Here is a 25809-nt window from a genome sequence, read left to right as displayed (position 1 = left end):
CTTTATTTAAAACGTTGTTCACCTTTTAATTACTTATGTAATTCAATCCCTTTTCGTATATGACGTACAATCTGTTCCGCTGTTTTAGTATATATTTCTTGAGATTGTCCAAATGGGTCTTCCACATCCCCAACTTCTCCACCAAATTCAGCAAGGGTCATAATTTTTTTGCTATCAAAAGGAAATTGGCGAAGTAATATTTTTTTATGATCTTCTGTCATTGCCAATACATAATCTGCGGCTTTCACAAAATCTACTTTTAATGGGCGAGAGCTGTGTTCGCTAATATCTTCGCCTACTAATTCACGAACTGCCTCCACAGCTTCGTCGCTCACCTTAGCTCCAGGAACACAAAATAATCCTGTGGATAAAGTCACTACCTCTATACCAAGCTCACGCCCTACAGCACGGGCAATTCCTTCTCCCATAGGACTACGACAGGTATTTCCTGTGCAAACAAATAATAAATTCATAAGTACCTCTACTATACTTTAAAGCTGATTACACTATTTAATGTAGTCTAGCCAACACTTTTACAAAACAATTAATAGAAACCATATCTGATATATATCAATACACCAATATTCACAACTAATACACTCATCCCATCAAGCGTTTCAAACATCCTTAGATATATTGTACATGACCACCACTAGCCTTCTCTAAGCGATTCATAACGGCCACGCCAAGTCCTACCGGTGCACAGCCTTCTACAATTAATGTATCCACACCAATATCATTGAACTGTAATAAACTATCGTATAAACGGTTGGCCAATGCCATAGGTTCTGCATGTTCACCATATACAATGATATCTACTGACAGTGTAAAGTTGGAAAGAACTACATTTAAATTTTCCAAGGTTTCCTCTGACAGTAATAACCCAATTCTCGTTTTTCCCTTACAATCTTCTTGTAAAACAGGTTCTTGCTGAACCATCTTATCTATGATGTCTTTCATATGTTCTGCTACTGTTAATGACTGTCCCACAAGTACTTGTACAGGCATATCAGGGGCATAATGGCGATATTTCATCCCTGGCGCTTTCGGCGCCTCTGTAGGATCATGCAATGCCGTATCATATACCACATGATCCGCCACCATTTCTAGCATCTCTTTTGTGACACCACCGGGACGTAGGATAATTATCGTATCATCTTCGACTTGTACGACTGTAGATTCTACGCCAATTTCACAAGGCCCTGCATCTACTACAGCATGAATACGTCCTTTCATATCGTGTAAGACTGCTTCTGCCGTAGTCGGACTTGGCCGACCTGAACGATTGGCACTAGGCGCTGCAATAGGCACACCCGCAATACGTATCATCTTACGACACACCTCATGGTCTGGGCATCGTAATGCCACCCGAGAAAGTCCACCGGTCGCACGCTCTGGCACTAGCGCAGACTTTTCAAAGGTAATCGTCAAAGGACCTGGCCAAAAGGTATCCATTAATCTTTGTTCTAAAGGAGAGATATGTTTAACTAAACGGTGTACCATAGACTGATCACATACATGTAAAATTAAAGGATTATCAGAAGGTCGCCCCTTTGCAGCATAAATGCGATCCATCGCATCTGCTGCCAGTCCATTAGCTCCTAAGCCGTAAACCGTCTCCGTAGGTATAGCTACTAAATCGCCTACACGAAGCAAAGTGCCCGCTAACTCCATATCATTTGCAGTTAATAACTGTGTCTCAATATGATCTAATGTTTCCATATCGTACCTCCTTTCCTATGCACTATTATATCACTATTTACGTTGTATCTTCCAACGCACTTCACGAATAATACCAGCTATATCATGTTGATACACTGGTTCTCCATAGCATCCTGTTTCTACGGCTATCTTTGATACAGCGTCTTCTTGACCTTGTCCAATTTCGATGGCAAGGTATCCACCGTCTTTCACAAAACGCCAACCTTCACGAATGATAGGAATATAAAACTCTAATCCTGTAGTTCCTCCATGAAGGGCAATATGAGGTTCATGTAATACTTCTTGAGATAATGTGTTCATCTCTGCGGTAGTAATATATGGTGGGTTTGATACAAGCACATCAAATATACCTTCTAAGAATGTTTGTTGCTCATCAAATAGAGACTTACAAGCATCCAATACCGCACTATATTCAGTACCTTTGCCTACTTTCACCTGTTCTAATAGTTGCTTTATATCACTTTCACAGAACCTTGAAACATCGGCTAATTCTAAGGATACGCGATTCTCCTCAGCTACTGCTAATGCTTTGTTGGAAATATCTACACCTACACCAGTGGCATTGGGCAAATAATGCAATAGACTTAACAAAATGGTCCCGGGACCAGTGCATAAGTCTAAGATGCGTGGCGATGCATCCACATCATAAAGAGCTAGTATATCCTCAATTAATGTTTCCGTATCAGGACGGGGAATCAATACATGCTCGTTCACATGAAAGTCTAACCCCATAAATTCTTTATGCCCTGTAATAGCGGCTACGCTATACCCCTTCGCACGCTGTACCACTAGAGGTCGATAGGCATCTAATTCAGCTTTGTCCAAAGGGCGGTCAAAGTTGACATATAAATACATGCGGTCACATCCCAAACTATGAGAAAGCAGTACTTCCCCATCCAAGCGGCTTGATTCTATGCCTTTGGAGCGAAAATACTGCTCTGTCCATTGGAGCATGCGACTAATAGTCCATAACTCATTATCCATGTTGATTTGCCTCTTGCATTTTAGCGGCTTGTTCTGCTGTAATGAGGGCTTGAATTAATTCATCCATATCCCCATTTAATACTGCATTTAATTTGTATAAAGTTAAGTTAATACGATGGTCTGTCACACGACCTTGTGGATAGTTGTACGTACGAATACGCTCGGAGCGATCCCCTGTACCCACTTGGCTTTTACGGTCTGCTGCCATAGCGGACGTCGCTTCTTGCTCTGCTTTATCTTGTAATTTAGCACGCAATACACGCATTGCTTTTTCACGGTTTTTGAGCTGAGAACGCTCATCCTGACAAGCTACCACAATACCAGATGGTTTGTGTGTAATACGGACAGCTGACTCCGTTTTATTAATGTGCTGTCCACCTGCACCAGATGCACGGTATGTATCGATTTCCAAATCTTTTTCATTGATTTCGATGTCGATATCTTCTGCTTCTGGTAATACCGCAACAGTTACAGTAGACGTATGGATACGTCCAGAAGATTCTGTATCTGGAACACGTTGCACACGGTGTACGCCACTTTCAAATTTTAACTTAGAATATACACTGTCGCCTTCGATGGAAAATACGACCTCTTTGAAGCCCCCTAATTCAGGCTCGTTCGCATCGATGATGGTACATCTCCAGCCTTGTGTTTCTGCGTACTTTGTAAACATGCGGAATAAATCTCCTGCGAACAAAGCTGCTTCATCACCACCGGCACCACCACGAATTTCGACGATAATATTTTTATCATCGTTCGGATCTTTTGGTAATAGCAAAATATGTAATTCTGCCTCTAATTCATCTCGACGAACTTTTAATTCATTCAATTCTTCTTGTGCCATAGCACGGAAGTCTTCATCTAGGCTTTTATCACCTAGTACTTCTAACGCTTCTTCAATGCCGGCTAAGACTTGTTTATATTGACGGAATGTGTTCACTGTATCCGTCAATGACGCATGTTGGCGAGTCAGTTTACGCCATTCTTCTTGGCGAGCAATCACATCTGGGTCAGAAATGCGCTGTTCCAAGTCTAAAAATTTATCTTCAATCACTTGCAGTTTATCTACTAACACGGTGACTCCTTTCTAATCTTCTTCGTAAGCATCTTCTTCACTAGGTCGCACAGATTGTAAGGCACGAATGGCCACTTCAATTTGGTCATCCTCTGGCTCTCTCGTAGTCATATATTGTAGGGCCAAACCAGGAGCAATGATGGCTTTCATGAGTGGATGCTGTGTCCGTCCAGCTAGGCGAATCAATTCATAGGAAATTCCAGCCACCACTGGCATCAAGGCTAATCTAGATACTATACGTTCCACTAAATTAGGCCAACCTAGAAATGCGAATACAACAATACTCACTACCATGACGAATAATAAGAAATTAGTACCGCACCGTGCATGTAATCTAGAATGATTTCGCACATTTTCCACGGTTAATTCCATATCATTTTCATAGGTGTGTATCGTTTTATGCTCTGCTCCATGATACTGAAAGACACGCTTAATATCTGGAGTGAGTCCAATAGCAAAAATATATAATAAAAAAAGGATTAAACGAATAATTCCTTCATATAAATTCAATATCATATGATCTGTGCCTGCACCTGGCATAAATTTTGCCAACCATGTCGGTAAGGCGATAAATAATGCTGCTGCAATGAGTACAGATACAGCCATAGTGATGGCAATTTCTTTGTTGGATACCTCTTCCTCTTCTTCTCCAGAGGCCTGTGCCGAAAAGGATAAGGCTTTCATACCAATCACTAAGGATTCAAATAAAGCTACTACTCCACGCAGAAATGGCAACTTTAATACGGGATACTTGTCTTGGATAGATTTCGTAGGTTCTTCTTTAACCGTGATGGTTCCATCTGGTTTTCGACAAGCTGTGGCCATAATCTTAGGACCACGCATCATAACCCCTTCAATGACAGCTTGTCCACCTACATATTTTTTTACTCGTTCCTGAGTCATAGGGTCTCCTGTAAAACAAATATAGGCAGAGCCTTAGCTCTGCCAATTAATTTGTATAGGTTATTTACGTAATTATTTGCCGTAACGTTTGTTAAATTGTTCGATACGACCGCGAGCTTTAGCCGCACGTTGTTGGCCTGTGAAGAATGGATGGCAGTTGGAGCAAACGTCCACGCGAAGATCACCTTTAACAGAACCAGTTTTGAATGTGTTTCCACAACCGCAAGTTACAGTTGCTTCCGCATAATTAGGATGAATTCCTTCTTTCATGTATATACACCTCTTTTCAACGTCTAAACTTTTCCTATAGATTATATCACGAATGCTATACTCTATGCAATACTAGGGACTATGACTTATTCAGATTTTTCTGCTTCTAATTTTTTAGCCTCTGCTCGTTCTTGTTTTGCTTCTTCTAAAGCTTCTTCTAAATCTACAGAGTTTAAGATTTCTTTTAGTTCTAAAATCTCTTCTAATGTCAAGGTTACACCTTTTGTCATTTGTGAGTAATCTTCATCCCAAGCGCGGATATCGAATTTAGGATTGTAACGTCCCCAGCTTGTGCATGTTAATTGCTTTTTCATGCCATCTTTATTTTCTGAAAGTGTACCTAGTACTTTATAAATTGAATAATTAACCACAGCCATGATTAGCCCTCCTCTGCTTCTGTATTCGTTTCTGTTGGCACTGGTACAACCACACTAGCTAGTGTAGCTAATGCATTGACCCAGTTTGTTTCAGCTTGCGCTTTTTCTGTTTCATATTGTTCTAATGAAGTGCTAAAGCTTGTCGTAAATGTAGCCAACGCCTCTTCTTTCACCACTTGACGACGACAACTACCCATTAATTGTAATAATGCAGGTGTGGTAGTTACCATGGACGCTAATGTACGTACTACTTGTTTTCCTTCTTCACTATTGAAATACGTATACCATAAGAATGGTGCACTTGGATGGTTAAAATACCAACGATATTTTACCGTATCATCTTGTAAAATAGATTGTTCCATCGCAGTTTGTACGGCTTCATCCTCTGGGGATGCCCCTAAAGGAATCCCCCCCTTTTGTTCCAATGTAACAGACACATCGATGCCTTTCATAGATACTTGTAAATAATATCCCTCCAATGCTTCAAACATGCGTTGCATGTATGTTGGAATACGATAGTCTCCATGCATATATCCATCTTCACCCATGGTTGGATGTTTTGGATTCATACTTACTTGTACACCATATAGTGAAAGTCCATAGTGAGCCAAACTAAATGTTTCCATAGACGCCAAAACTTCGTGAGGCAATGGAATGAAGTTGGTTTGCTTATACCCATCTTCAACGATTTCACAAATGGACAAATCTACTTTTTTCACAGGTCCTAAGCCATAGCGGAATTCATAGGTTTGCAATGGGGCCCATTCTCGAACGACTTCTAAATGATTTTGAAGAATCATGAACTGTAAGGCTACTCGATTCATATTCAATTGATCTTGTACGGCAGACACTGGAATGAAGTAACGTACAGTGCCTTTTTCGCTTACATTATTCACACGAGCCGCCATTTCTTCCATCGTCGTTACTGGTGCTGTGAACATGCCAGATGTAGCTGCTACAATGTGGTCAAAGATGACATCTTCTGGCCATTCATTGATAACAGGCGCTAGTGGGTATAAACTGCGGAATAAATCATAGCAACTTTCAGAAGCTGTATAGAAGAGCAAACGATCTGTGGGAAGTGTTTGCATGATTTCTTCTGCGATAGCTGCGTATTCCTCAAAATAGGCAAAGAGAATGATTCCCTCTGTATTCTTATGGAAGTCGATAACTTCTTGCATCGGTACAGACCACTGGCGACCGGCAGACACTCCTTCATAATAGCCAGTAGCACTGATGAAGTCCATCAATTCTACACTAAAGGAAATGCCGTAAATTTCCTTAAACCCTGCTTCATCATAGGGCAAGGGGCCAAACATATCTACTGTAGATGTTTGAGCAAGCTCAAATAATTCTTTCGGTGTAATGCCCCACTCACGGACTTCACCACTTTGGGAAATGATTTGATCTAATACTCTAAATCTTGCTATTTCTTGTACGATAGCTGGTCCTGTAATACCTACTTTTGTAAAAGTCTCAATGAGACGTCTCATTTGTTCTGTCATATTATACCTTCCCCGCCGATTGGCATACATCATATAAAGGGCATTCGTCACATAATGGTTTTCGTGCTTTGCAAATCTTTCGGCCATGCCAGATCAGCCAATGATGTGCGGCACTCCAGTGTTCCATAGGAATTGCTTTTTTCAGTTTCTTTTCTACTTCGTCTGGTGTTTTACCCTTGGCTAAACCTAACCGATTGGACACTCGGAACACATGAGTATCTACAGCAATGGCTGGTGTATCAAATAGAATGGACACTAATACATTAGCAGTCTTACGCCCTACCCCTGGCAATGTGACTAAGGTATCAAAATCTCGGGGCACTTCACTATTATATTGTTCCACTAAAATTTTGCATGTTTCATGAATATGTTTAGCTTTAGAACGATATAACCCGCAATCTTTAATGAGCGCCTCTAATCCAAGTATACCTAATTCATACATGTCTTTAGGATCGCTATATTTCGGAAAGAGTCGTTTTGTTACAATGTTGACTCGTTCGTCAGTACATTGTGCAGATAATGCAACTGCTACTAGTAATTCAAAAGGCGTAGTAAATTCTAGTGCCGGTTTTGCATCATGGTAGACTTCTCCCAATATTCGTATTTGCTCTGCCTTGATGGCTTTTGTGATTCGCATCGGAGTCTTCTCCTCTAAGATGAAAAAACTATATAAATTGTGTTATAATATAAATCTACAATGAATATCATCAGTTAGATACTTTCATCTAACACTAATATATAGTGTATCATACCATAAAGAAAGTCTAGTAACAAATAAGGAGATTATCTATGACAGAACAAGAAAAAAAAGAAATGACCATGGAAGAAGCATTAACACGCATTAATGCATTGGCAGCGAAAAAAAAATCTGGTCAAAGCTTAACAGAAGAAGAGTTAGCAGAAAAAAAAGATTTATATGAAGTGTATTTAGGTTTTATCCGTGCCCAAGTGGTACAACATTTGGAATCTATTGAGTTTGTAGATGCTGAACCTGAAGCAGATACTGTGGAAGTGGATGTAGATTTAGACACAAAACACTTACGGAAGAAGCATTAATATGTCTCAATACACAGAAAAGGATTTGCGCATTTTAGAAGAACCCTTTGTGGAAATCAGAAAAAAGGTAAAAATTCTACTTCGTATGGGCTGTTTATTATCTGAAAATGGAGCCAATGCGAACCAAATTGTTCGAGATATGCATCGCGCAGCCGCATATATGGGAATTCCAGCAGATCATCTTCATATCCATATTGCCTACTCTAATATTTTGATTAATATTCATAGTCCAGAAGATTGCTTTACATCCTTTAGAAATGTCCAATATTTAGGAGCTAATATGGATATTATTTCCTCCATTAGTGTCTTAACTTGGACTGCATTACGTAATGAGTATACTCTTGATGAATTTTCCCAAAAACTCGAAGAGATTGCTAAAAAAGATCCTCCCCATTCGGACGCCACATCTGCCATCTTTGCAGGATTTGCCTGTGGTGCTTTTCCTATCTTATTTGGGGGTACTATTATCTCTGCATGGATTACAACATTCTGCGCTCTCCTTGGATTTATTATACAATTGATATTAAAACGTTTTCAAATTAATGGCTATATCAGTATCGCCTGTGCTGCTGCGGTATCTTCTGGATTAGCCTTTCTATCCGGATGTATTTTTGACTCTGCCGATGTGATCTATGCTATGATTGCTTGCACATTGTTTATGGTTCCTGGCATTCCTCTCATTAATACAGTCGATGATTTGCTAAACAACTACATTTTGGCAGGAATATCTCGAGCTGTACATACGTTACTCATTGTGGGTAGTATGACTGTAGGGATTAGCATGGCTCAATACTTCAATCATTCTTATGATTTCACCCATTTAAGTATTGTTCCAGACAGCATTTCCATTGTTTTATTAGGTGCTGCCGTTGTGGGTGCTGCGGGCTATGCTGTGATGTTTTATACTCCAAAGCGTCTACTCCCACTCATAGGTATTGGTGGCCTCATTGCTATTTTAGTAAAAAATATGCTCATATTATACTTAGGATTTTCTGTGTTTGGCGCTACTTTTATCGCTGCTGCTATGGTCAGTTTATTTTCTCTGAAAGCAGCTCGTTATTCCCATACATCCTCTAAGGTATTGGCGATTCCATCAGCGATTCCTCTTGTACCTGGCGTATTTATCTATCGATTTTTATATGCCATGTTACATATTAATTCTCTCACATCTGCAACCTTAGTCGAAGCCATTCAAAGTGGAGTCACTGCCATCCTAATCATCATATCCATCGGTGTAGGCGTTGCTATTCCTTCTATTCTAGCTGGTAAAATATTAGATGCTAGAAAAGAGAAAAAACTAGAAAGTTTATTAGATAAACGGTATACATAAGAAAAGGACTGATATCTCAAAGATATCAGTCCTTTTTGTGTATTATAGATGAGCTTCTACAGCTGCTTTTAATTCTTCTAATGGAATGAAACCGATTTTGCGATCTACGATTTCACCATTTTTGAAGATAGCAAAAGTAGGAAGAATTTCAATTTTGAAGAATTGTGCCAATTCAGGTTGTTCATCAGTGTTTACTTTTGTTAATGTCACTTTGTCGCCTAAGGCAGCTGCCAATTCATCATATACTGGCATCATGCGAACACAGTATCCACACCATGGTGCCCAGAAATCTACAACAGTTACTTTATCATTTGTTGCTACTACTTCTTTAAAATTTGCAGATGTTACATCAATAATTGCGCTCATATAAGCCTCCTATTAAATTTGAATCAATACACAGTCTTGAATCACTTCAAGACCTAATTCAGTTGCCTTTTTCACTACTGCCGGTTTATCCGCACCTGGTTGTAGCCAAACGGTCTTAATCCCTAATTCTTTACAACTATCTAGAGCTTCTAAACCAACTTTTTCTGGCACAACAAAGTCCACTACGGTAGGTACTACTGGCAACTCATGCAAGCTTGGATAGCATTGTACGCCATCGATAGATGTAATATTAGGATTCACTGGATACACTGTATATCCTTTATTGACAAGATGTTTGAAAATCTTATATCCGAACTTATCGGTTCTTGTTGTGGCACCTAAAACGGCCCACGTTTTTTCTTGGATCGCTGTTTCCATTGACATACGTATCACCTCGTTACTGTACTATCATACCATAATATCGAAATTTGTCAATTTAATTGTATCTTGTTTTAATAGTTTCTTTGGAATTGTAATCTCCAATAGTTCTGAAAGCCCTATGTGACCGCTAAGAGGTAAGTCCCCCTTTGTGAGTAATCCTGTTTCTAATGCAAACCATGCCCACAATCTCTCTGGTGTAGCCCCTTGGTTCTGCAGATCACGTATGGTTATACTTTGTTGCCGTTTAGACAGACGATACCCTTCTGCATCCACTAGCATAGGGGCATGACCATATTGCAAAAAAGGAAACCCCAAGGCTTGGGCCAGCGCAATTTGATGACCCGTCACAGGCAGTAAATCATTACCACGAACTACTTCTGTGACACCCATTTCATAATCATCAATGACCACCGCCAAATGATAGGCAATCATTCCATCCCATCGCTTTAACACGATATCATCATTACAAGATTGGATTTCATAATCTATCGTGCCTCGATATATGTCCAGAAAGGATCCTTTTATATTCTCCATATGAAATCGCCAAGAAGGAGGTCTTTCACCTATGGTCGGCTCATGGGTTAAACAATATCCATCGTACACATGATGGGCTTCACCTTGATGAGGAGCACTACTGATTTCCTGTAAACGCGCTCGATTACAATAACATGGATATAACCGTTTTTGGCTACGTAATTCTTGTAAATATCTCTCATATATATCCAAACGTTCGGATTGATACGTAGGTGCTTCGTCCCAAGTAAAACCAAGCCAAGATAAATCTTCTAGTATATGATCTGCATAGATTGGTTTAGATCGTTGTGTATCTACATCTTCTATGCGCACTATATATTCACCATCTTGATGCCGTGCAGACCAATAGGACAAAAATGCTACCCACAAATTCCCTACATGCATATGGCCTGTAGGACTGGGTGCAAAACGACCTTTCATAGAAACCTCCTAGGCCTCTTCGCTAAGGTGTTCCCACCTCTCATAGAGAGCCTCTAACTGTGATGTTGTATTGGCTAACTCTTGAGACAATCGTTCATATTCTGATATATCTCCTTGTATAGATGGGTCCTGTAGCTGTACCGTATACATTTTAACTGTCGCCTCATACCTTGCAATATCTGATTCTACTTTGGCTAATTCCTTTTCCAGCATAAAAGAATTCGTTTTCTTTTTAGGGGCTGTCACTGCTTCTGAATAGCTAGTATCTTGTTCCTCTGTTATAGCAGCCTCAGATATACCTTTATGTATCTCACCATTAGAATCAGTACTCACTGCTGTACCTCCAGCATTGTCGGCCTTTCCTGCTGTATTGCTGGACATATTGTTGCGTTTCATCTGCTCAACTTCTAATCGTTGGGCTGCTAACACTGATCGTTCCAACATTTTTTCTTTATAATACGAATAATTGCCATGAAACTCTTCAATGCCACCATTATCTAAGACCACAATGCGTTTTGCCACAGCATCCAACAAATATCTGTCATGGGAAATAATGAGCAATGTGCCCTCAAACTGTTGTAAGGCTTGCTCCACTGTTTCTCGTGTAGGGATGTCTAAATGATTTGTCGGTTCGTCAAGGATTAAGAAGTTACGGCCTTCTAAAAATAACTGTAATAAAGCTACCCTAGCACGTTCTCCACCAGATAAATCTCCTATTAACTTGAATACATCATCACCTCTAAATCGAAAGGCACCTAATACGCTACGAGCAGATTCTTCTGACATATCATAAGGAGCCATGATCTCTTGTAACACAGACCAACTAGGGTGTAATTCTTCATGTTCTTGCGAGAAATATCCTGTCTGTACACGATTTCCAGTTGTAATCGATCCATCCAGTGTATTAAGTTCCCCCATAATTGTTTTTACAAAAGTCGATTTTCCAGCTCCATTCGCACCAATTAAGCCTACCACATCTCCTCGACGTAAGGTCGTTGTAATATGTGTAGCCACTGGATGTTCTACATCATATCCAATGGACACATCTTCCACCATCAACACTCTGTCTGCACTCATTTCTGCCTTAGGAAAGGTAAAAGCAAACTCTCTATCTTGGTCTGGTGCCTCTAATCTTTCTAGTCTATCTAACTGTGATTGACGACCACGAGCCATTTTAGATTTTATGCCTGCTCGATATTTGTCAATATATTCTTCCGTTTTACGAATGTGTTCCTGTTGCTTTTCATACGCACGTTGATACGCCACTCGTTGCTGCTCTCGTTGTTTCAAGAACTGGCTATAATTACCTTTATAGGTATGCACTTTATGATGAGATAATTCTACCACTTCTGTCGCCACTTGATCTAAGAAATATCGGTCATGACTGATGATGACAATGCCACCTTTATAGGATTTTAAATATCCCTCTAACCACTCTAACATTGGCATATCTAGATGGTTAGTAGGCTCATCAAGAAATAAAAAATCAGGACGACGCACCAAGGCTTTCGCCAAGTTAATACGCGTTTTTTGTCCCCCAGAAAATTCACTGGCTTTCTTCTTTAAATCTTCGTCACTAAATCCTAACCCATAAGCAATACGTTGGCTTTGTTTTTCATAATCATAGCCACCAAGCCATTCTAATCGCTCTTGTAAATAGGATAAACGACGCAAGTCCTGTTCTGTGGCATCTCGATTTTCTAATTCTGTCGTTAACGCTTCTAACTGGGATTCTAAGTGCTGTACATCAGCCCAAGCCGTTTGAATTTCTTCTTCTAAACTAGCATCACCTAAATTTACATCTTGCTGTAAATAGCCTATAGTGATACTACTGTCTTTCACAATGATCCCCTCATCATGTTCTTCTATGCCTAGTATGCATTTCATCAACGTCGATTTACCTGCCCCATTCGGGCCAACTAAAGCAAGACGCTCTCCTTGTCGTATGGTAAAAGATACATTAGAAAAGATTTCTCGTATCCCAAAGGATTTCCCTAGTTTTTCTATTCGGATCTGTTCCAAAATACTTCCCCTATCCTATTTCTGTTCCCTATACAAAAGTATTACCATTACATGGTATCTAAAAAATATACCATTTATCTTAGTAAATAATATAGGTAGTTTATAAACTAAGTAATACTTCTTGTAAATGATTCGTCAAAGCTTGTTCAAATTTATCTATCGTAGTTGCGTCCAAGTCATGTGTAATTCCTGGATAGCCTTGTTGTCTAGTTTCACCAAAAAATTCATTGCGGAATGTATTATAAAATAAGACCACTCCTGTTTCCTCATTATCTTTGATATAGGTGCCAATAATATAGGAACCATTAATCATATCTAATGCAGTATGAGGTGTCACATCTAAATGATATTCTGCGATTGTTTGTGGCAATGCCTCTGTATAATTCCACTGATGTATACCTTTTTTCTTGTATTCGTACACAAATCCTTCTTGGGGCGCCATAAATCGTGTCATCATAGATGCTTTATAGTTGGCCTTTAGGTTCTCCATAAATGGGGTTAAAGACTCACGTATAAAAGCAATATCTACAAACTCTACTAAAGGTACTGTAATACGTACCATATAATCCCCTACTTCCGTATCATAGAGAACTGACCAACGCCAATTTCTATCATTTGTATAATAAAAGATACTATATACAGTAGATGATAAGGCTTTTTGTTCCACCACTAAGTGAAAGTCTCCAATAGTGGATTCTAACCATGATAAATCGAGGGTTTCACATTCTTTTATGATTGTATCCATGAACTCTTTCCTTATCGTAGTTGACTATATAATGCTTGATACTGTGATTCATGAGCTATCACGCGTTTTACGTAATCTTTTGTTTCTGGAAATGGTATTTTGTCTATATCATCAAAATTATCATCCCAGCCATAGGTCTGCATCCATTCCTCCACATGACCACGTCCTGCATTGTAGGCTGCTAAGGCTAAGATTTCGTTACCTTTAAATTCTTCTAATAAATATGATAAATACCAAGTCCCTAATTGTATATTCGTGTTCGGTTCCTTAATATCTTGGTCAGACAGGCTAGACTGATTTAATTGTTCTCCAATCCAGTGCGCTGTTTCTGGCATTAACTGCATCAATCCTATAGCCCCTGGTAAAGATTTTGCATTCGTATCAAATTTACTTTCCGTATAGATAACAGCCGCAACCATAGATGGTCTTACATGGTAAGTAGATGCATTTTTCATTACCGCGCTTTCATATACTAACGGATACGCATACTGTCTAGCTAAATAGGGTTGTCCATATTGCACATAATAGGCCGTAAGAACAACGATTAGCCAAGCAAATGCTGTGGATACCCTCATAGTTCCTCCTTCTGAAAGTGAATTTTCGCTGTTTTCCACAATTTACGTAATTGTTTTTCTAATTCTTTCATAGTCCCAGAATTATCGATGACCACAGTACTTAAATCACGTTTTTCATCTAAACTCATTTGACTACGAATTCGATCCAGTGCCTCCTGTTCAGAATAAGCGTTTCGTTTCATCAAACGCTCTAGTTGTGTCACAGGGTTTACGTACACAAGCCAAATCTCATCCATCTGTGTATGCCAATCTGTTTCAAACATCAATGGTATATCATAAATAATAGCCTGCTTTCCTTTTGCTTCCCATTCTTCTGTCAATTCTTGTATACGATGTCTAATATGGGGTTGCAATATAGAATTGATGGTCTCCAAGGCTTCTGGATCAGAAAATACAAGGCTACCAATATAGGCACGATGTAACGTACCATCTTCTAGCACTGTATTAGGTCCAAAGGCCTCTACCAATTCCTGTAAACCTGGTGTCCCCGGCTCTACTACTTCTCTAGCCACTACATCTGCATCAATATAGGGAATACCTTTTTTTTGTAACCATCGTAACACTGTACTTTTACCAGAGGCAATACCTCCTGTGAGTCCGATTTTATACATATTTACCCCCACATTTGATTCTAGTCATACTCAACTATTATTATACACAAATACATTGTATAGAAATTCTATAAACCTACTATTTTACATCTGCCCAGTTCTGTGCACTGTGCACATCTACCTGCAATGGCACTCGTAATGTCACTACTTGTTCCATACAATTACGCAACAGAGTTTCTACTTGCTCTTGTTCCGATTCTACTACTTCTAGCACTAGTTCATCATGTACCTGTAATAAAATACGAGATTGCAAGCCTTGCTCTTCTAGCGCTTGTTCTACTTGGTTCATGGCTAACTTAATAATGTCGGCCGCTGTCCCTTGAATTGGTGTATTCATAGCTGTACGCTCCGCAAAGGATCGACGGTTAAAGTTACGGCTATTAATATCAGGTAATGGGCGAACACGGCCAAACATAGTGCGTACAGATCCAGTTTCATGGGCTTCTTGCACCATGCGGTCCATGTACCCTTTAATTTGTGGATAACGACTGAAATATAACTCAATATATTCTTTTGCTTCTGCTCTCGTAATACCTAAGTCACGCGACAAACCAAAGTCACTAATACCATAAATAATACCGAAGTTGATCGCCTTTGCATGGGAACGCTCCAGCGGCGTTACTTCTTCTAAGGATTTACCTAATACTTCTGCTGCTGTAAAACGGTGAATATCTTCACCATTTTGGAACGCTTGAATTAAGGCAGGATCTTCTGACAAGTGCGCCAAAATACGTAATTCTATCTGAGAATAATCGGCACTGACGAACATATCATATCCATCATGAGGTTTAAATAAAGCTCGAATTTCTCGGCCTTTTTCACTGCGTACAGGAATGTTTTGCAAATTTGGATCAGAACTACTTAAACGACCAGTAGCTGTTACCATTTGATTAAAAGAAGTATGAATTCGATTAGTATGAGGATTCACAAGTCCTTCAAACCCTTCTAAGTAGGTAGATACCAATTTTACCACTGAACGATAGGCCAAAATTTGTTCAACAATTTCATGGTCATTTCTGAGCATGTCTAGGACTTCAGCATCCGTAGAATAACCAGTTTTTGTTTTCTTAATCACTGGCAATTGTAATTTTTCAAACAAGATAACACCCAATTGTTTTGGAGAATTAATGTTGAAAGTTTCTCCAGCCAATGTAAATATCTTTTCTTGTAGTTCACTAACCTCTACTTTGAAGCGTTCCAATGTAATGTGTAATTGGTCTACATCCATGTAAATACCATTTTTTTCTAGTACACATAGAGTACGTAATAATGGCAATTCAATATCTCGATATAAGTCCCACACACCTGCTACTTCCATCTCTTCCGTAGCCTTCTCGTGCATATGGTATAAAGCTTGTGCTTGTAGAGCCCACTCTGTTTCATTTTCCGTAGCAGGAATGGAAGGTTGTCCAAAACGTTCGCATAAATAAGTCATACCATAGTTTGCTCGTGTAGGATCGAGTAAATACGCCATTAATGTGAGATCTTTGATATGAACAGTTTCTTCTTTCAAAATTGAAATGCGACCTGTTGTTTCAGTACCTAATACTTCAAATAATAATTTTGCATTATCTGTAACCAGTTCCCTGGCCCCTTCAAAGACTGTTTCTAAATGCCCTACATCTACAAATCCATTTACAACTAATTGGGCATCCCCATTATATAGATATAAGGCTTCTATCGTCCTAAATGGATGTTTTCCAGCTTCTTTCAAGACAAGGCTAATCACTTTATCTTCGTAAAATTCTCGTGGCACTTCTGTGACATGAGTTAATTCAATTTCTTCTGCTGGTGGAGCTAAGAATTGATCGAATAGAGTCCCTTCTTCTGCCACACCCATAGCCTTTAGTAGTCTTGGTGTTACTGCGTGAAAACCTAACTTTTCAAATAAAGGTGTCACTTCACCACGATGTACAGCAGGAACAAATTGCTCTAGTTCATAAGGCATATCCATATCTGTTTTGATGGTAGCTAGTTGATGCGAAATGAACGCTAAGTCTTTGTTGTCTACTAAGCGTTCTTTCAGTTTTCCCTTTTGTTCCTCAATATGCTCATATACACCTTCTAAAGTACCATATTGATTTAATAGTTTAAGGGCTGTTTTTTCACCAACGCCAGGTACACCTGGAATATTATCTGAAGAATCTCCCATAAGAGATTTCATTTCAATAACCATTTGAGGCCCATACCCATACAGTTCTTCCATATTAGCCATAGTCACATGAAGCATATCAGTGATGCCCTTTTTCGTTAAAAACACACTGGTATACTCATCGACTAGTTGTAGGTTGTCTCTATCACCAGTAATGATATGAACAGCAAGGTCTGATGAGCCCCATTTTTTGCTCAACGAGCCAATGATATCGTCGCCTTCAAATCCTTCTTCTTCAATGACAATGATACCTAAGGATTCTAAGACTTCACGGATCAAGCTAAATTGTGGACGCAATTCATCTGGTGCACTTTGACGAGTTCCTTTATAGTCTTCGTAAATATCCATACGGAATGTTTCTTTACCTTTATCAAAGGCAACTGCAATGTAATCGGGATTGATTTCTTCATACAGTTTTGTAAGCATTGTTAAGAATCCATACACAGCATTGGTAGGAACTCCTAGAGCATTTTGCAGTGGTGGAAGTGCAAAAAATGCACGATATAATAAACTACTGCCATCTATAACCATTAATTTTTTCATATAAGCATCTCCTATTAATAGATTTATGTATCCTTAATTATATCATATTTCCTGCTCTCATGAGTGATGAAAATAGAGGTTATTTCTGTGTAAAGCCTTGCTATATAAGCCAATATTCCTTAGAGTAAATATAAAAATAGTTGCAAAACTGTACGCCCTATGATATACTACTTTAGTAATAATACAGTAAATCACAAGGAGGTGACTCAATTGCCAAATATTAAATCCAGTATTAGAAGCGTAAAAACGGATGCTGAACGTCGTGCGAAAAACTCTGCTGTAAAATCTCAAATTCGTACAGCTACTCGTAAGACTGTAGAAGCTGCTCAAGCAGGCGCTGTAGAAGAAGCTAAAAAAGCACTAGTTCATGCTACAAGCGTAATTGATAAAGCAGCCTCCAAAGGCGTTCTTCATAAAAATACTGCAGCTCGCAAAAAATCCAATTTAGCAGCTAAAGTAAATGCTCTATAATGAACTCTAAAAGAGGGTTAACAAGGAGAAATACCATTTCTCTTAGTTAACCCTCTTTTTTATATATCACCTCAATATTCTAGATCCACCGTAAGATACTAGTATGTATGCATGTATCTACTGATTCTAGTATTCCTCTATAAAATTATCAAGGCAATTATAACAAAAGGAGCTACTTTCATAGCTCCCCTCGTCGCATTCGTTCAAGTTTTTCCGCCACATCCCCATCAATATGTGCACCTAATTCATTACGTTGTAATGTCATAGCATCACGTTGATGATAACCTGTATATCGTTTACGTTCTTCTTGTTTAGCTAAGTCAATTTGATGACGTAATTCACGTGCTGATATGCGTAATCCTCCAAATCCTAAAATTTGGCTTTGTTCTTCCCCATCACTTGTTACGACGTAGATTGTCTTATATTGACCCTTTTTATTAAATACTTCACGCTCAATATAGGCATCTGCCGTCTCATGAGTACCCGTAAAGACCTCAATAAAATCTGCAGATATACGCTGTTCATCTGCTGTAAAAGGTGCGTGCTTACCATCAAATACAAGAATAATTTTATATCCCTTATAGGTCCCATAATTGAGTAATCTATGACGTAATTCTAATCGGGCATGTTCTAAAGACTCCTTACTGAGTGATTTCAAGTCAGCCCAATCAAAAATAACATTATACCCATCTACAATTAAAATATCTTTTTTCATAGTATACCTATTATCGTTGACGTCTCGCTTCATATAAAAGAACCGCTGCTGCTACCGATGCATTTAATGAGTTAATGGTTCCAAACATGGGAATCGTTACCAATACATCACACAATTCCTTTGTCAATCGACTTAGACCTTTTCCCTCATTACCAATGACCAATACAATAGGACCTGTCATATTGACATCATACATCACAGTCCCATCCATATGAGCTCCCATCACCCAGAAGCCTTGACTTTTTAATTGCTCAATGGTCTGTGCAACATTGCCAATTTGTACCAATGGAATCGATTCTACAGCCCCTGCAGATGTTTTGCTAACGGTAGCATTAATAGGCGCATTATGACGTTTAGGAATCAATACAGCTGTAGCACCTACACATTCAGCCGTACGAATGATAGCACCCATATTATGAGGGTCTTCCACACCATCCGTTAAAATCAACAACGGATGCTCTTCCGTACACTTGAGCAATACATCTTGCAGCTCTTGAAACTTCACCGCATTCACCAAGGCTACCACACCTTGATTCGGCACATCACTAGGATACTTCTGTAAATCCCCTTCCTTCACGCGACGAACCTCAATACCCTTAGACCTTGCCAAACCCAATATCTCCGAAAGAGAGCCACCTTGCTTACCTTCTGCCACTAAAATACGATGAATCCCTCGATCCGACTTCAGCGCCTCACGCACAGCATTACGACCTACAATAAACGTATCCATGAAAACCTCAAACCTTCCCAACAGTAATACCACCTATATTGGTTAATCTATTACCATTACATAGCATCTATGTCATATCATTATAATCTATAAAAAATAGCCACTACTAGCTATTACTTTATTATACCACTAAAACAAGACAACTCCCAACATAACACATGAGCGCCCCCCTGAAATGTTGTCACACCCACTAGTACAACGAAAAAAAGACATATTCTATGCCATGTCACGTTCAACTGTCGTTAATTAAGAAAATACAAGAAGAGCACGGTGTGCCCCTGAACAAACATCATGAAATGCCGTTTGAGAGGAGGTATACCGTGCTCTTCCCTTTCCTCTAAGCGACACCCGCTGAAACGTTGTCATCCTATATACTTTTAGAGAAATACGCCATAGACTTCCAAGAAGATATATTTGTATCTGCTATAAGAAGTCTGTAGCTTTTTGATGATTAGCTAAAGACCTAGAAGAGCACGGCGTGTTCCTGAAGAAACATCATGAAATGCCGTTTCTGAAGGAATATGCCGTGCTCTTCCATTCCACAGATTAAGAAAACGCCACAGACTTCAATACAAGTTAATTAATGAAAGCCTATGGAGTATTTATATTCATGCTACATATGTGACAACGTTTCAGCAAAAGCGAATTCCATGAGAGTAGTAAGTCTCTCCTCATCCCCCTTGCGATAGGTATACCCCAACAACGCCTCAAAGGCTGTACTCATGCGGTATTCCTGTACACTGGCACTTTTCGGTACATGCACATTACTATTACGAGCCCGTTTTGCCACTAATAACTCTTCCTCTGTCAGAGTTGGCTCTAATGCCTGTAATACTTTCGCCTGTGCTTTTGCATTGATAAATGACGTCACTACATCATGAAGTATTTGTGTTTTTGTAATGCCCGTTTCTACTACACGATTTCTGATAAATAAGGTATATACACCATCCCCAATATAAGCAAGCATAAGAGAGTCCTCTAAAGGACCCTCTTCATTTGCTTCTACTTTCACTGAAGATTTTAATTTATCAATCGCCATAGATCGTAGCTGTTTATATCGATTAAAGTTCACGTTTTTTCCACCGTGCCCCTTGTGGGGAATCTTCGATGACAATTCCAATATTGGCCAATTCATCACGAATGGAGTCTGCAATGCCCCATTGTTTTTGCTCACGAGCACATTGACGAATATTCAAGATTACTTCCATTAATTGATTATATTCTTCGTTACTAGTTTCTTGACCTTTCCAGCCCTCTTCTAATAAACCTAGAATATCTAACATCATTTTAAAGATTTCTTTAACTTCACCAATAGTGCTATGGCATACAGTGCCATCACAGCTTTGAACAGATTGGTAATAGATGTTAATTTCTTTTGCCAAACCATAAATTGGTGCTGTTGCTAACGCTGTATTGAAATCATCGCTCATAGCTGCTTCAAACTCTTCTTTATAATTACGAGCATTTTTCAATAATTCTGCTGCTTCCAGTTCACACAATCCTTCTGGACGACTTTCTAAGTACAGTAAGTTGTCAATCACGGTTTGGAATCGTTCAATAGCCTTAGTCGCTTCATCTAAGCGTTCATCACTGAAGTCCAATGGACTACGATAATGTGTGCTCAACAAGAAAAAACGCAATGCATCTGCACTATATTGTTCTAAAATATCTTTCACCAAGAAGAAATTGTTCAAGGATTTACTCATTTTTTCTTGATTAATGGTAATGAAACCATTGTGTACCCAATAACGTACAGCTGGATGGTGTTCAGAGCATCCTTCAGATTGGGCAATTTCATTTTCATGATGAGGGAAGATTAAGTCAGATCCACCGCCATGGAAGTCAAATTCTTCGCCCAAATATTTTTGACTCATGGCAGAACATTCAATGTGCCAACCTGGTCGACCTTGCCCCCAAGGGCTTTCCCAGAATGGTTCGCCTGGTTTTGCCGCTTTCCATAAAGCAAAGTCCATTGGATTTTCCTTACGGTCATCTACATCTACACGAGCACCAGCTTCCATATCGTCTAAAGTACGACCAGATAGTTTACCATAATGCTCAAATTTCTCTACACGATAGTACACATCACCATCTACTGCATAGGCATAGCCATTGTCGATTAATGTAGTGATCATGGAAATAATTTCTTCCATATGCGTAGACACACGAGGATATACATCGGCACGACGCACATGTAATGCATCCATTACATCATAGTATGCATCAATATAGCGATCAGAGATTACATTCCATGCTACCCCTTCACCATTAGACGTATTAATGATTTTATCATCCACATCTGTAAAGTTTTGTATATATGTTACTTTATAGCCTACATGGCTCAAATAACGACGAATGGTATCCCATGTCACAAAAGGACGTGCATTACCAATATGAGGATGATTATATGGTGTTACACCGCATACGTAGATGCTAACTTCCCCTTCTTTCACAGGTTGGAATACTGATTTTTCACGAGTCATCGTGTTGAAAACGGTCAGTTCTCTCATTAGAAATAGCCTCCTTGTATGCACTTAGCCTAAACGGCGAAGTACTTTTTCTTTGCCAAATAAGGTAATAATATAATTCAAGTCAGGACCATGCATTTGACCTGTGGTAGCAATGCGAATTGGCATAAATACAAATTTGCCTTTTAATCCTGTTTCTTTCATAATCGCTTTGATTGCTGCTTTCACAGCATCTGGGGTAATCTCATCCATAGCTTCAATTTTTTCTTTGAAAGCCTTAATTACTGTTGGATACGATTCTTCTGCTTTCACAGCTGCAATCTCTTCTGCATGTTCTGCATCTTCTAGGATATCATCTTGGAAGAATATATTTACTTCATCTACGATTTGAGCACCATAACTAATATGGTCTTTCACGCAAGTACAAAGCATCGTGAGCCATGCTTGTTCCTCTGTAGACGGACTTTCACTAGCGTAGCCAGCTTTTACCAAATGAGGTAAACATAATTCATATAATGCATCTGGTGTCAATTGTTTCATATAATTGAAATTAATATAATTCAATTTATCAATATCAAAGACAGCTGGATTTTTTGCCACTCGATCCATAGAGAATTTTTGACACAACTCTTCCTTAGTGAATAGTTCTTCCTCACCTTCAGGAGCCCAGCCTAGTAAGGCTAAGAAGTTCACAATTGCTTCTGGTAAGTATCCCAACTCACGGTATTGTTCAACAGAGGTAGCACCATGTCGCTTACTCATTTTTTTGCCATCTTTGCCCATAATCAAGGAAATATGACCAAATGTTGGTACATCCCAGCCCAAAGCTTTATAGATCACGATTTGACGTGGTGTGTTAGATAAATGTTCTTCCGCACGGATAACATGAGAAATACCCATTGTGTGATCGTCTACCACAACGGCATAGTTATAGACAGGAATTCCATCGGATTTAACAATAACGAAATCTCCAATACCATTAGACTCAAAGGATACATGACCACGAACCATATCATCAAAAGCTACTGTTTCATGCAACGGAACACGTAAACGGATGGTTGGTTTACGTCCTTCTGCTTTGTAGGCAGCTTTTTGTTCTTCCGTTAAATGATGACAATGACCATTATATTTTGGAGTTTCACCACGACCTAATTGCTCTTCCCGAACGGAATCTAATTCTTCTTGGGAACAATAACATTCGTAAGCATGACCAGATTCTAACAATTGTTGTGTTACTTTTTCGTAAATATCTAAACGTTCTGTTTGGCGATATGGACCATGTTCGCCCCCTACGTCAACACCTTCATCCCAGTCCATACCAAGCCATTTAAGAGCAGCCTTAATGTTTTCTTCGCTTTCACGAGTAGAACGAGCTTGGTCAGTATCTTCCACGCGCAATAAGAATGTACCTTGCTCCTTGCGAGCTAATAAATAGTTAAATAATGCGGAACGAGCTCCACCAATATGAAATGGACCGGTTGGACTCGGTGCAAAACGAACTTTCATGAGTTATAACTCCTCTCTTTCATACATTGAAACAACAGCTTGTGCGGCTATACCTTCTGTTCTTCCCAAGGCACCTAACCCTTCATTTGTCGTTGCTTTAATACTAATTCTACTAAGAGGGATACCTAAATCCACACTTAGATTTTCTTTCATTTTTTCAATATGAGGTTTCAATTTTGGAGCTTCTGCAATGACCATGATATCTGCATTGTAGATTCCAAAATTTGAGTCCTTTAATAATTGTACCACTTTTTCTAATAATAGCCTACTAGAAATCCCTTTGAAAGCATCATCTTCTGGAGGAAAATAATACCCAATGTCTCGCATACCTGCAGCCCCTAGCATAGCATCCATAAGGGCATGAATCAACACATCCGCATCAGAATGCCCATCAGGACCAATAGGGCTATCGATAGTTACCCCTCCTAATACACAAGGTCGTCCCTCTTTGAAACGGTGGATATCATAACCATAACCAATACGCATCATAGATTCTACTCCTAAATACTTCTTAGCAATTGCCACATCTTCAGGGACTGTTAATTTAATATTTTTTCTATCCCCTTCTACAATGTGCACTGGGTTTCCTTGAAACTCTACTAAAGACACATCATCGGTTCCTTTATATCTGTGTTCTTCCGCATATACATAAGCATCTAACAAAATAGCAGTTTGAAACCCTTGTGGTGTTTGCATTCCATATAATTCAGAACGTACTAATGTTTCTTCTACATATCCCTCTGCATTCACACGTTTTATCGTATCTACTACAGGAATGGCTGGCACTGCAGCTCCATATACTTTAGCCCCCTCAACCACTCGATGAGCTAACTCCTTGTTCGCTAATGGTCTTGCACCATCATGCACTAATACAATCTCTGCTCCATTCGATACTTGTGAAAGTCCAGCAGCTACAGAGTCTTGTCGTTCTGCACCGCCAATCACATATTGTACCATCCACGGTACCTGCATAGCTTCCACTTGTTCTTGAATAGAGAGTTGATCTTGTTCCGATACAACCACAATGACTTCTTCTAAGCCTTCCCATTGTTTCATGTGATGTAAATTCCATTGTAACACTGTATACTGTCCCAACGGCATACACACTTTATTCTCTGTATAGCCCATTCGGCGTCCTGCACCTGCTGCTAATAAGATACAACTAATCATGGTACTCCCTTTCTAGGAATTTGATTCCTCTACACGGGCAAAAATCATTCGTCCCGCACTGGTTTGTAATACAGAGGTAACTACTACATTTACTGTTTGATCCACATAGTCTACACCATTTTCCACAACAATCATAGTACCGTCATCTAAATAGGCAACTCCTTGATGTGGTTCTTTACCAGCTTTCATAATACGTACTAGTAAGGTTTCACCACTCGTCATTTTTGGCTTAATAGCATTTGCCAGATCATTCAGGTTCAACACCCCAACTCCTTGCAATGTAGCTACTTTATTCAGATTAAAATCATTAGTTATGAGCTTCCAATGTTTATCCATACTAAGGCGAATCAATTTCAAATCTACTTCTGATAGATCTTCATAATCAACATCTATGATTTCCATAGATTCTGTTAATTTTTCACGCATTGTCTGTAGTAAGTCTAACCCTCGTCTGCCTTTATTACGTTTCAAAGTATCCGCAGAATCAGACAATTTTTGTAATTCTTCTAGTACAAATACAGGCACTATGAAAGGACCTTCCAAAAATCCTGTATTCACAATATCTAAAATTCGACCATCAATGACAACCGATGTATCTAAGACCTTAGCAGAACAAGTTCGGATTTCTTTTACTTTTGATTCTTTAGGTGATCTACCCTTATTGAGCAATCCTCTAAACGTATAAGATACCATAGCTTTATATAAGTCTGGCCCTTTATCCATCCCCAAACGAATCCCTATATATCCCAATACAGCACTAAGCGCGATAGGTAAATATGAGCCAATAATTGGTACACGCTCAAAAGCCATACTAATTAAATTAGCAATAATGAGTCCAAATAATAATCCTATCGTGCCAGCTACTAGTTGTTGACTAGGAACTCGACTTAAAATACGTTCAATTTGTTTTGCTACTCTTAATCCTATACGCAAAATAAACTGGGACACTAAATAACCGATAAAAGCTGCTAGTAAGATACTTATGGTATAGTACAATATCATCACTGCAGAGATTCCAAATACACCCATTTGCAGCATCTTTTCATCCCATATAGATACCATAAGTGTTGATAGTGCATCTGCTCCGACGTACCCCATACTGCCAAATAAAATAGCAATAGCATAGCGCAATAATTTATAAATCATATGGTCACCTCCTCTTTTTTTAGTATACTATC

At 39.1% G+C, this 25809-nt stretch carries 27 protein-coding genes; 3 read left to right on the top strand and 24 right to left on the bottom strand.

All coding sequences use genetic code 11. The features are described from left to right. Window positions 1-29: 29 nt before the first annotated feature. The 9 genes from EO112_RS06600 to nth form a co-directional block, all read right to left on the bottom strand. Window positions 30-473, bottom strand: coding sequence for a low molecular weight protein arginine phosphatase (locus tag EO112_RS06600; protein ID WP_127163515.1), 444 nt, complete (start codon window positions 471-473; stop codon window positions 30-32). 154 nt (window positions 474-627) lie between these two features. Beyond that, complete coding sequence (locus EO112_RS06595) at window positions 628-1722, bottom strand: L-threonylcarbamoyladenylate synthase (protein WP_127163513.1); 1095 nt, start codon at window positions 1720-1722, stop codon at window positions 628-630. Between the two features lie 33 nt (window positions 1723-1755). Beyond that, window positions 1756-2706, bottom strand: coding sequence for a peptide chain release factor N(5)-glutamine methyltransferase (gene prmC, locus EO112_RS06590; RefSeq protein ID WP_127163511.1), 951 nt, complete (start codon window positions 2704-2706; stop codon window positions 1756-1758). Next, entirely contained in the window at window positions 2699-3781 is a 1083-nt protein-coding gene (gene prfA, locus EO112_RS06585; RefSeq protein ID WP_062402531.1) for a peptide chain release factor 1, read from the bottom strand. Before prfA ends, prmC begins: the two co-directional genes overlap by 8 nt. A gap of 12 nt (window positions 3782-3793) precedes the next feature. Further along, window positions 3794-4684 (bottom strand): DUF1385 domain-containing protein, encoded by an 891-nt coding sequence (locus EO112_RS06580; RefSeq protein ID WP_127135208.1) that lies wholly within the window; start codon window positions 4682-4684, stop codon window positions 3794-3796. Window positions 4685-4756: 72 nt separating this feature from the next. Beyond that, the gene (rpmE, locus tag EO112_RS06575; protein ID WP_009354094.1) at window positions 4757-4954 is read right to left on the bottom strand and encodes a 50S ribosomal protein L31; all 198 of its coding nucleotides are present in this window, start codon (window positions 4952-4954) and stop codon (window positions 4757-4759) included. Window positions 4955-5040: 86 nt separating this feature from the next. Further along, window positions 5041-5331, bottom strand: a complete 291-nt coding sequence (locus EO112_RS06570) for a YdbC family protein (RefSeq protein WP_009354108.1) — start codon at window positions 5329-5331, stop codon at window positions 5041-5043. 2 nt (window positions 5332-5333) lie between these two features. Next, complete coding sequence (locus EO112_RS06565) at window positions 5334-6836, bottom strand: hypothetical protein (RefSeq protein ID WP_127163509.1); 1503 nt, start codon at window positions 6834-6836, stop codon at window positions 5334-5336. Between the two features lies 1 nt (window position 6837). Beyond that, on the bottom strand, window positions 6838-7473 hold the full coding sequence (gene nth, locus EO112_RS06560; RefSeq protein ID WP_127010825.1) for an endonuclease III: 636 nt from the start codon (window positions 7471-7473) through the stop codon (window positions 6838-6840). 152 nt (window positions 7474-7625) lie between these two features. Here nth and EO112_RS06555 point away from each other — a divergent pair, with 152 nt between their 5' ends. Beyond that, window positions 7626-7892, top strand: a complete 267-nt coding sequence (locus EO112_RS06555) for a DUF896 domain-containing protein (RefSeq protein WP_240629355.1) — start codon at window positions 7626-7628, stop codon at window positions 7890-7892. A gap of 1 nt (window position 7893) precedes the next feature. Further along, window positions 7894-9222 carry a threonine/serine exporter ThrE family protein gene (locus EO112_RS06550; protein ID WP_127135206.1) on the top strand — a complete coding sequence of 443 codons (1329 nt, stop codon included), beginning with the start codon at window positions 7894-7896 and terminating at the stop codon, window positions 9220-9222. 42 nt (window positions 9223-9264) lie between these two features. Here EO112_RS06550 and trxA read toward each other — a convergent pair whose 3' ends face one another. The 8 genes from trxA to polA all read right to left on the bottom strand — a co-directional run bounded on the left by trxA (window position 9265) and on the right by polA (window position 17571). Continuing rightward, window positions 9265-9588: a thioredoxin gene (trxA, locus tag EO112_RS06545; protein WP_009354160.1), complete on the bottom strand. Its 324-nt coding sequence runs from the start codon at window positions 9586-9588 to the stop codon at window positions 9265-9267. Between the two features lie 12 nt (window positions 9589-9600). Further along, window positions 9601-9972 (bottom strand): CoA-binding protein, encoded by a 372-nt coding sequence (locus EO112_RS06540; protein ID WP_009354162.1) that lies wholly within the window; start codon window positions 9970-9972, stop codon window positions 9601-9603. A 24-nt stretch (window positions 9973-9996) separates the two neighbouring features. Further along, window positions 9997-10923, bottom strand: coding sequence for a tRNA glutamyl-Q(34) synthetase GluQRS (gene gluQRS / locus EO112_RS06535; RefSeq protein ID WP_127163507.1), 927 nt, complete (start codon window positions 10921-10923; stop codon window positions 9997-9999). 9 nt (window positions 10924-10932) lie between these two features. Beyond that, window positions 10933-12945 (bottom strand): ABC-F family ATP-binding cassette domain-containing protein, encoded by a 2013-nt coding sequence (locus tag EO112_RS06530; RefSeq protein ID WP_062402510.1) that lies wholly within the window; start codon window positions 12943-12945, stop codon window positions 10933-10935. Between the two features lie 100 nt (window positions 12946-13045). Further along, window positions 13046-13690: a hypothetical protein gene (locus tag EO112_RS06525; protein ID WP_062402507.1), complete on the bottom strand. Its 645-nt coding sequence runs from the start codon at window positions 13688-13690 to the stop codon at window positions 13046-13048. A gap of 11 nt (window positions 13691-13701) precedes the next feature. Next, the gene (locus tag EO112_RS06520) at window positions 13702-14265 is read right to left on the bottom strand and encodes a lytic transglycosylase domain-containing protein (RefSeq protein ID WP_062402504.1); all 564 of its coding nucleotides are present in this window, start codon (window positions 14263-14265) and stop codon (window positions 13702-13704) included. Continuing rightward, window positions 14262-14876, bottom strand: a complete 615-nt coding sequence (gene coaE / locus EO112_RS06515; RefSeq protein ID WP_062402501.1) for a dephospho-CoA kinase — start codon at window positions 14874-14876, stop codon at window positions 14262-14264. Before coaE ends, EO112_RS06520 begins: the two co-directional genes overlap by 4 nt. Before the next feature lie 79 nt (window positions 14877-14955). Beyond that, window positions 14956-17571 (bottom strand): DNA polymerase I, encoded by a 2616-nt coding sequence (gene polA, locus EO112_RS06510; RefSeq protein WP_062402497.1) that lies wholly within the window; start codon window positions 17569-17571, stop codon window positions 14956-14958. Between the two features lie 210 nt (window positions 17572-17781). On the opposite strand from polA, the gene rpsT reads away from it, so the two are divergent. Continuing rightward, window positions 17782-18042, top strand: coding sequence for a 30S ribosomal protein S20 (rpsT, locus tag EO112_RS06505; RefSeq protein WP_009354152.1), 261 nt, complete (start codon window positions 17782-17784; stop codon window positions 18040-18042). 178 nt (window positions 18043-18220) lie between these two features. On the opposite strand, the gene EO112_RS06500 is transcribed toward rpsT, so the two are convergent. From EO112_RS06500 to EO112_RS06470, 7 genes are all read right to left on the bottom strand, one after another. After that, window positions 18221-18757 (bottom strand): NYN domain-containing protein, encoded by a 537-nt coding sequence (locus EO112_RS06500; RefSeq protein WP_127163505.1) that lies wholly within the window; start codon window positions 18755-18757, stop codon window positions 18221-18223. 10 nt (window positions 18758-18767) lie between these two features. After that, window positions 18768-19487 (bottom strand): 23S rRNA (guanosine(2251)-2'-O)-methyltransferase RlmB, encoded by a 720-nt coding sequence (gene rlmB / locus EO112_RS06495; RefSeq protein ID WP_127163503.1) that lies wholly within the window; start codon window positions 19485-19487, stop codon window positions 18768-18770. A gap of 613 nt (window positions 19488-20100) precedes the next feature. Then, window positions 20101-20559 carry a Mini-ribonuclease 3 gene (locus tag EO112_RS06490; RefSeq protein WP_164723961.1) on the bottom strand — a complete coding sequence of 153 codons (459 nt, stop codon included), beginning with the start codon at window positions 20557-20559 and terminating at the stop codon, window positions 20101-20103. After that, the gene (gene cysS, locus EO112_RS06485; protein ID WP_127163499.1) at window positions 20549-21997 is read right to left on the bottom strand and encodes a cysteine--tRNA ligase; all 1449 of its coding nucleotides are present in this window, start codon (window positions 21995-21997) and stop codon (window positions 20549-20551) included. The genes EO112_RS06490 and cysS overlap by 11 nt, the downstream gene beginning before the upstream one ends. Before the next feature lie 24 nt (window positions 21998-22021). Then, entirely contained in the window at window positions 22022-23461 is a 1440-nt protein-coding gene (gene gltX, locus EO112_RS06480; RefSeq protein ID WP_127163497.1) for a glutamate--tRNA ligase, read from the bottom strand. 3 nt (window positions 23462-23464) lie between these two features. Further along, window positions 23465-24631, bottom strand: coding sequence for a 2-C-methyl-D-erythritol 4-phosphate cytidylyltransferase (gene ispD, locus EO112_RS06475; RefSeq protein WP_127010834.1), 1167 nt, complete (start codon window positions 24629-24631; stop codon window positions 23465-23467). Window positions 24632-24643: 12 nt separating this feature from the next. Further along, entirely contained in the window at window positions 24644-25777 is a 1134-nt protein-coding gene (locus tag EO112_RS06470) for a PIN/TRAM domain-containing protein (protein ID WP_127163495.1), read from the bottom strand. Between the last annotated feature and the right edge of the window lie 32 nt (window positions 25778-25809).

This window comes from Veillonella sp. VA141, from assembly GCF_003992175.1.
Taxonomy (GTDB): Bacteria; Bacillota; Negativicutes; order Veillonellales; family Veillonellaceae; genus F0422.
The sequence above is the reverse complement of the archived record's forward strand: the minus strand, read 5'-3'. Positions and strand labels throughout refer to the sequence as shown.

Bases quoted from the DNA above. Each gene is read 5' to 3' on its own strand.
- EO112_RS06565 (WP_127163509.1), bottom strand. From the start codon at position 6,836: ATGACAGAACAAATGAGACGTCTCATTGAGACTTTTACAAAAGTAGGT.
- EO112_RS06570 (WP_009354108.1), bottom strand. From the start codon at position 5,331: ATGGCTGTGGTTAATTATTCAATTTATAAAGTACTAGGTACACTTTCA.
- polA (WP_062402497.1), bottom strand. From the start codon at position 17,571: ATGAAAAAATTAATGGTTATAGATGGCAGTAGTTTATTATATCGTGCA.
- EO112_RS06520 (WP_062402504.1), bottom strand. From the start codon at position 14,265: ATGAGGGTATCCACAGCATTTGCTTGGCTAATCGTTGTTCTTACGGCC.
- gluQRS (WP_127163507.1), bottom strand. From the start codon at position 10,923: ATGAAAGGTCGTTTTGCACCCAGTCCTACAGGCCATATGCATGTAGGG.
- EO112_RS06470 (WP_127163495.1), bottom strand. From the start codon at position 25,777: ATGATTTATAAATTATTGCGCTATGCTATTGCTATTTTATTTGGCAGT.
- EO112_RS06500 (WP_127163505.1), bottom strand. From the start codon at position 18,757: ATGAAAAAAGATATTTTAATTGTAGATGGGTATAATGTTATTTTTGAT.
- prmC (WP_127163511.1), bottom strand. From the start codon at position 2,706: ATGGATAATGAGTTATGGACTATTAGTCGCATGCTCCAATGGACAGAG.
- EO112_RS06540 (WP_009354162.1), bottom strand. From the start codon at position 9,972: ATGTCAATGGAAACAGCGATCCAAGAAAAAACGTGGGCCGTTTTAGGT.
- EO112_RS06555 (WP_240629355.1), top strand. From the start codon at position 7,626: ATGACAGAACAAGAAAAAAAAGAAATGACCATGGAAGAAGCATTAACA.
- EO112_RS06595 (WP_127163513.1), bottom strand. From the start codon at position 1,722: ATGGAAACATTAGATCATATTGAGACACAGTTATTAACTGCAAATGAT.
- cysS (WP_127163499.1), bottom strand. From the start codon at position 21,997: ATGAGAGAACTGACCGTTTTCAACACGATGACTCGTGAAAAATCAGTA.
- nth (WP_127010825.1), bottom strand. From the start codon at position 7,473: ATGCGAATCACAAAAGCCATCAAGGCAGAGCAAATACGAATATTGGGA.
- trxA (WP_009354160.1), bottom strand. From the start codon at position 9,588: ATGAGCGCAATTATTGATGTAACATCTGCAAATTTTAAAGAAGTAGTA.
- rpmE (WP_009354094.1), bottom strand. From the start codon at position 4,954: ATGAAAGAAGGAATTCATCCTAATTATGCGGAAGCAACTGTAACTTGC.
- EO112_RS06600 (WP_127163515.1), bottom strand. From the start codon at position 473: ATGAATTTATTATTTGTTTGCACAGGAAATACCTGTCGTAGTCCTATG.
- rlmB (WP_127163503.1), bottom strand. From the start codon at position 19,487: ATGGATACGTTTATTGTAGGTCGTAATGCTGTGCGTGAGGCGCTGAAG.
- gltX (WP_127163497.1), bottom strand. From the start codon at position 23,461: ATGAAAGTTCGTTTTGCACCGAGTCCAACCGGTCCATTTCATATTGGT.
- coaE (WP_062402501.1), bottom strand. From the start codon at position 14,876: ATGTATAAAATCGGACTCACAGGAGGTATTGCCTCTGGTAAAAGTACA.
- EO112_RS06550 (WP_127135206.1), top strand. From the start codon at position 7,894: ATGTCTCAATACACAGAAAAGGATTTGCGCATTTTAGAAGAACCCTTT.
- EO112_RS06525 (WP_062402507.1), bottom strand. From the start codon at position 13,690: ATGGATACAATCATAAAAGAATGTGAAACCCTCGATTTATCATGGTTA.
- ispD (WP_127010834.1), bottom strand. From the start codon at position 24,631: ATGATTAGTTGTATCTTATTAGCAGCAGGTGCAGGACGCCGAATGGGC.
- EO112_RS06580 (WP_127135208.1), bottom strand. From the start codon at position 4,684: ATGACTCAGGAACGAGTAAAAAAATATGTAGGTGGACAAGCTGTCATT.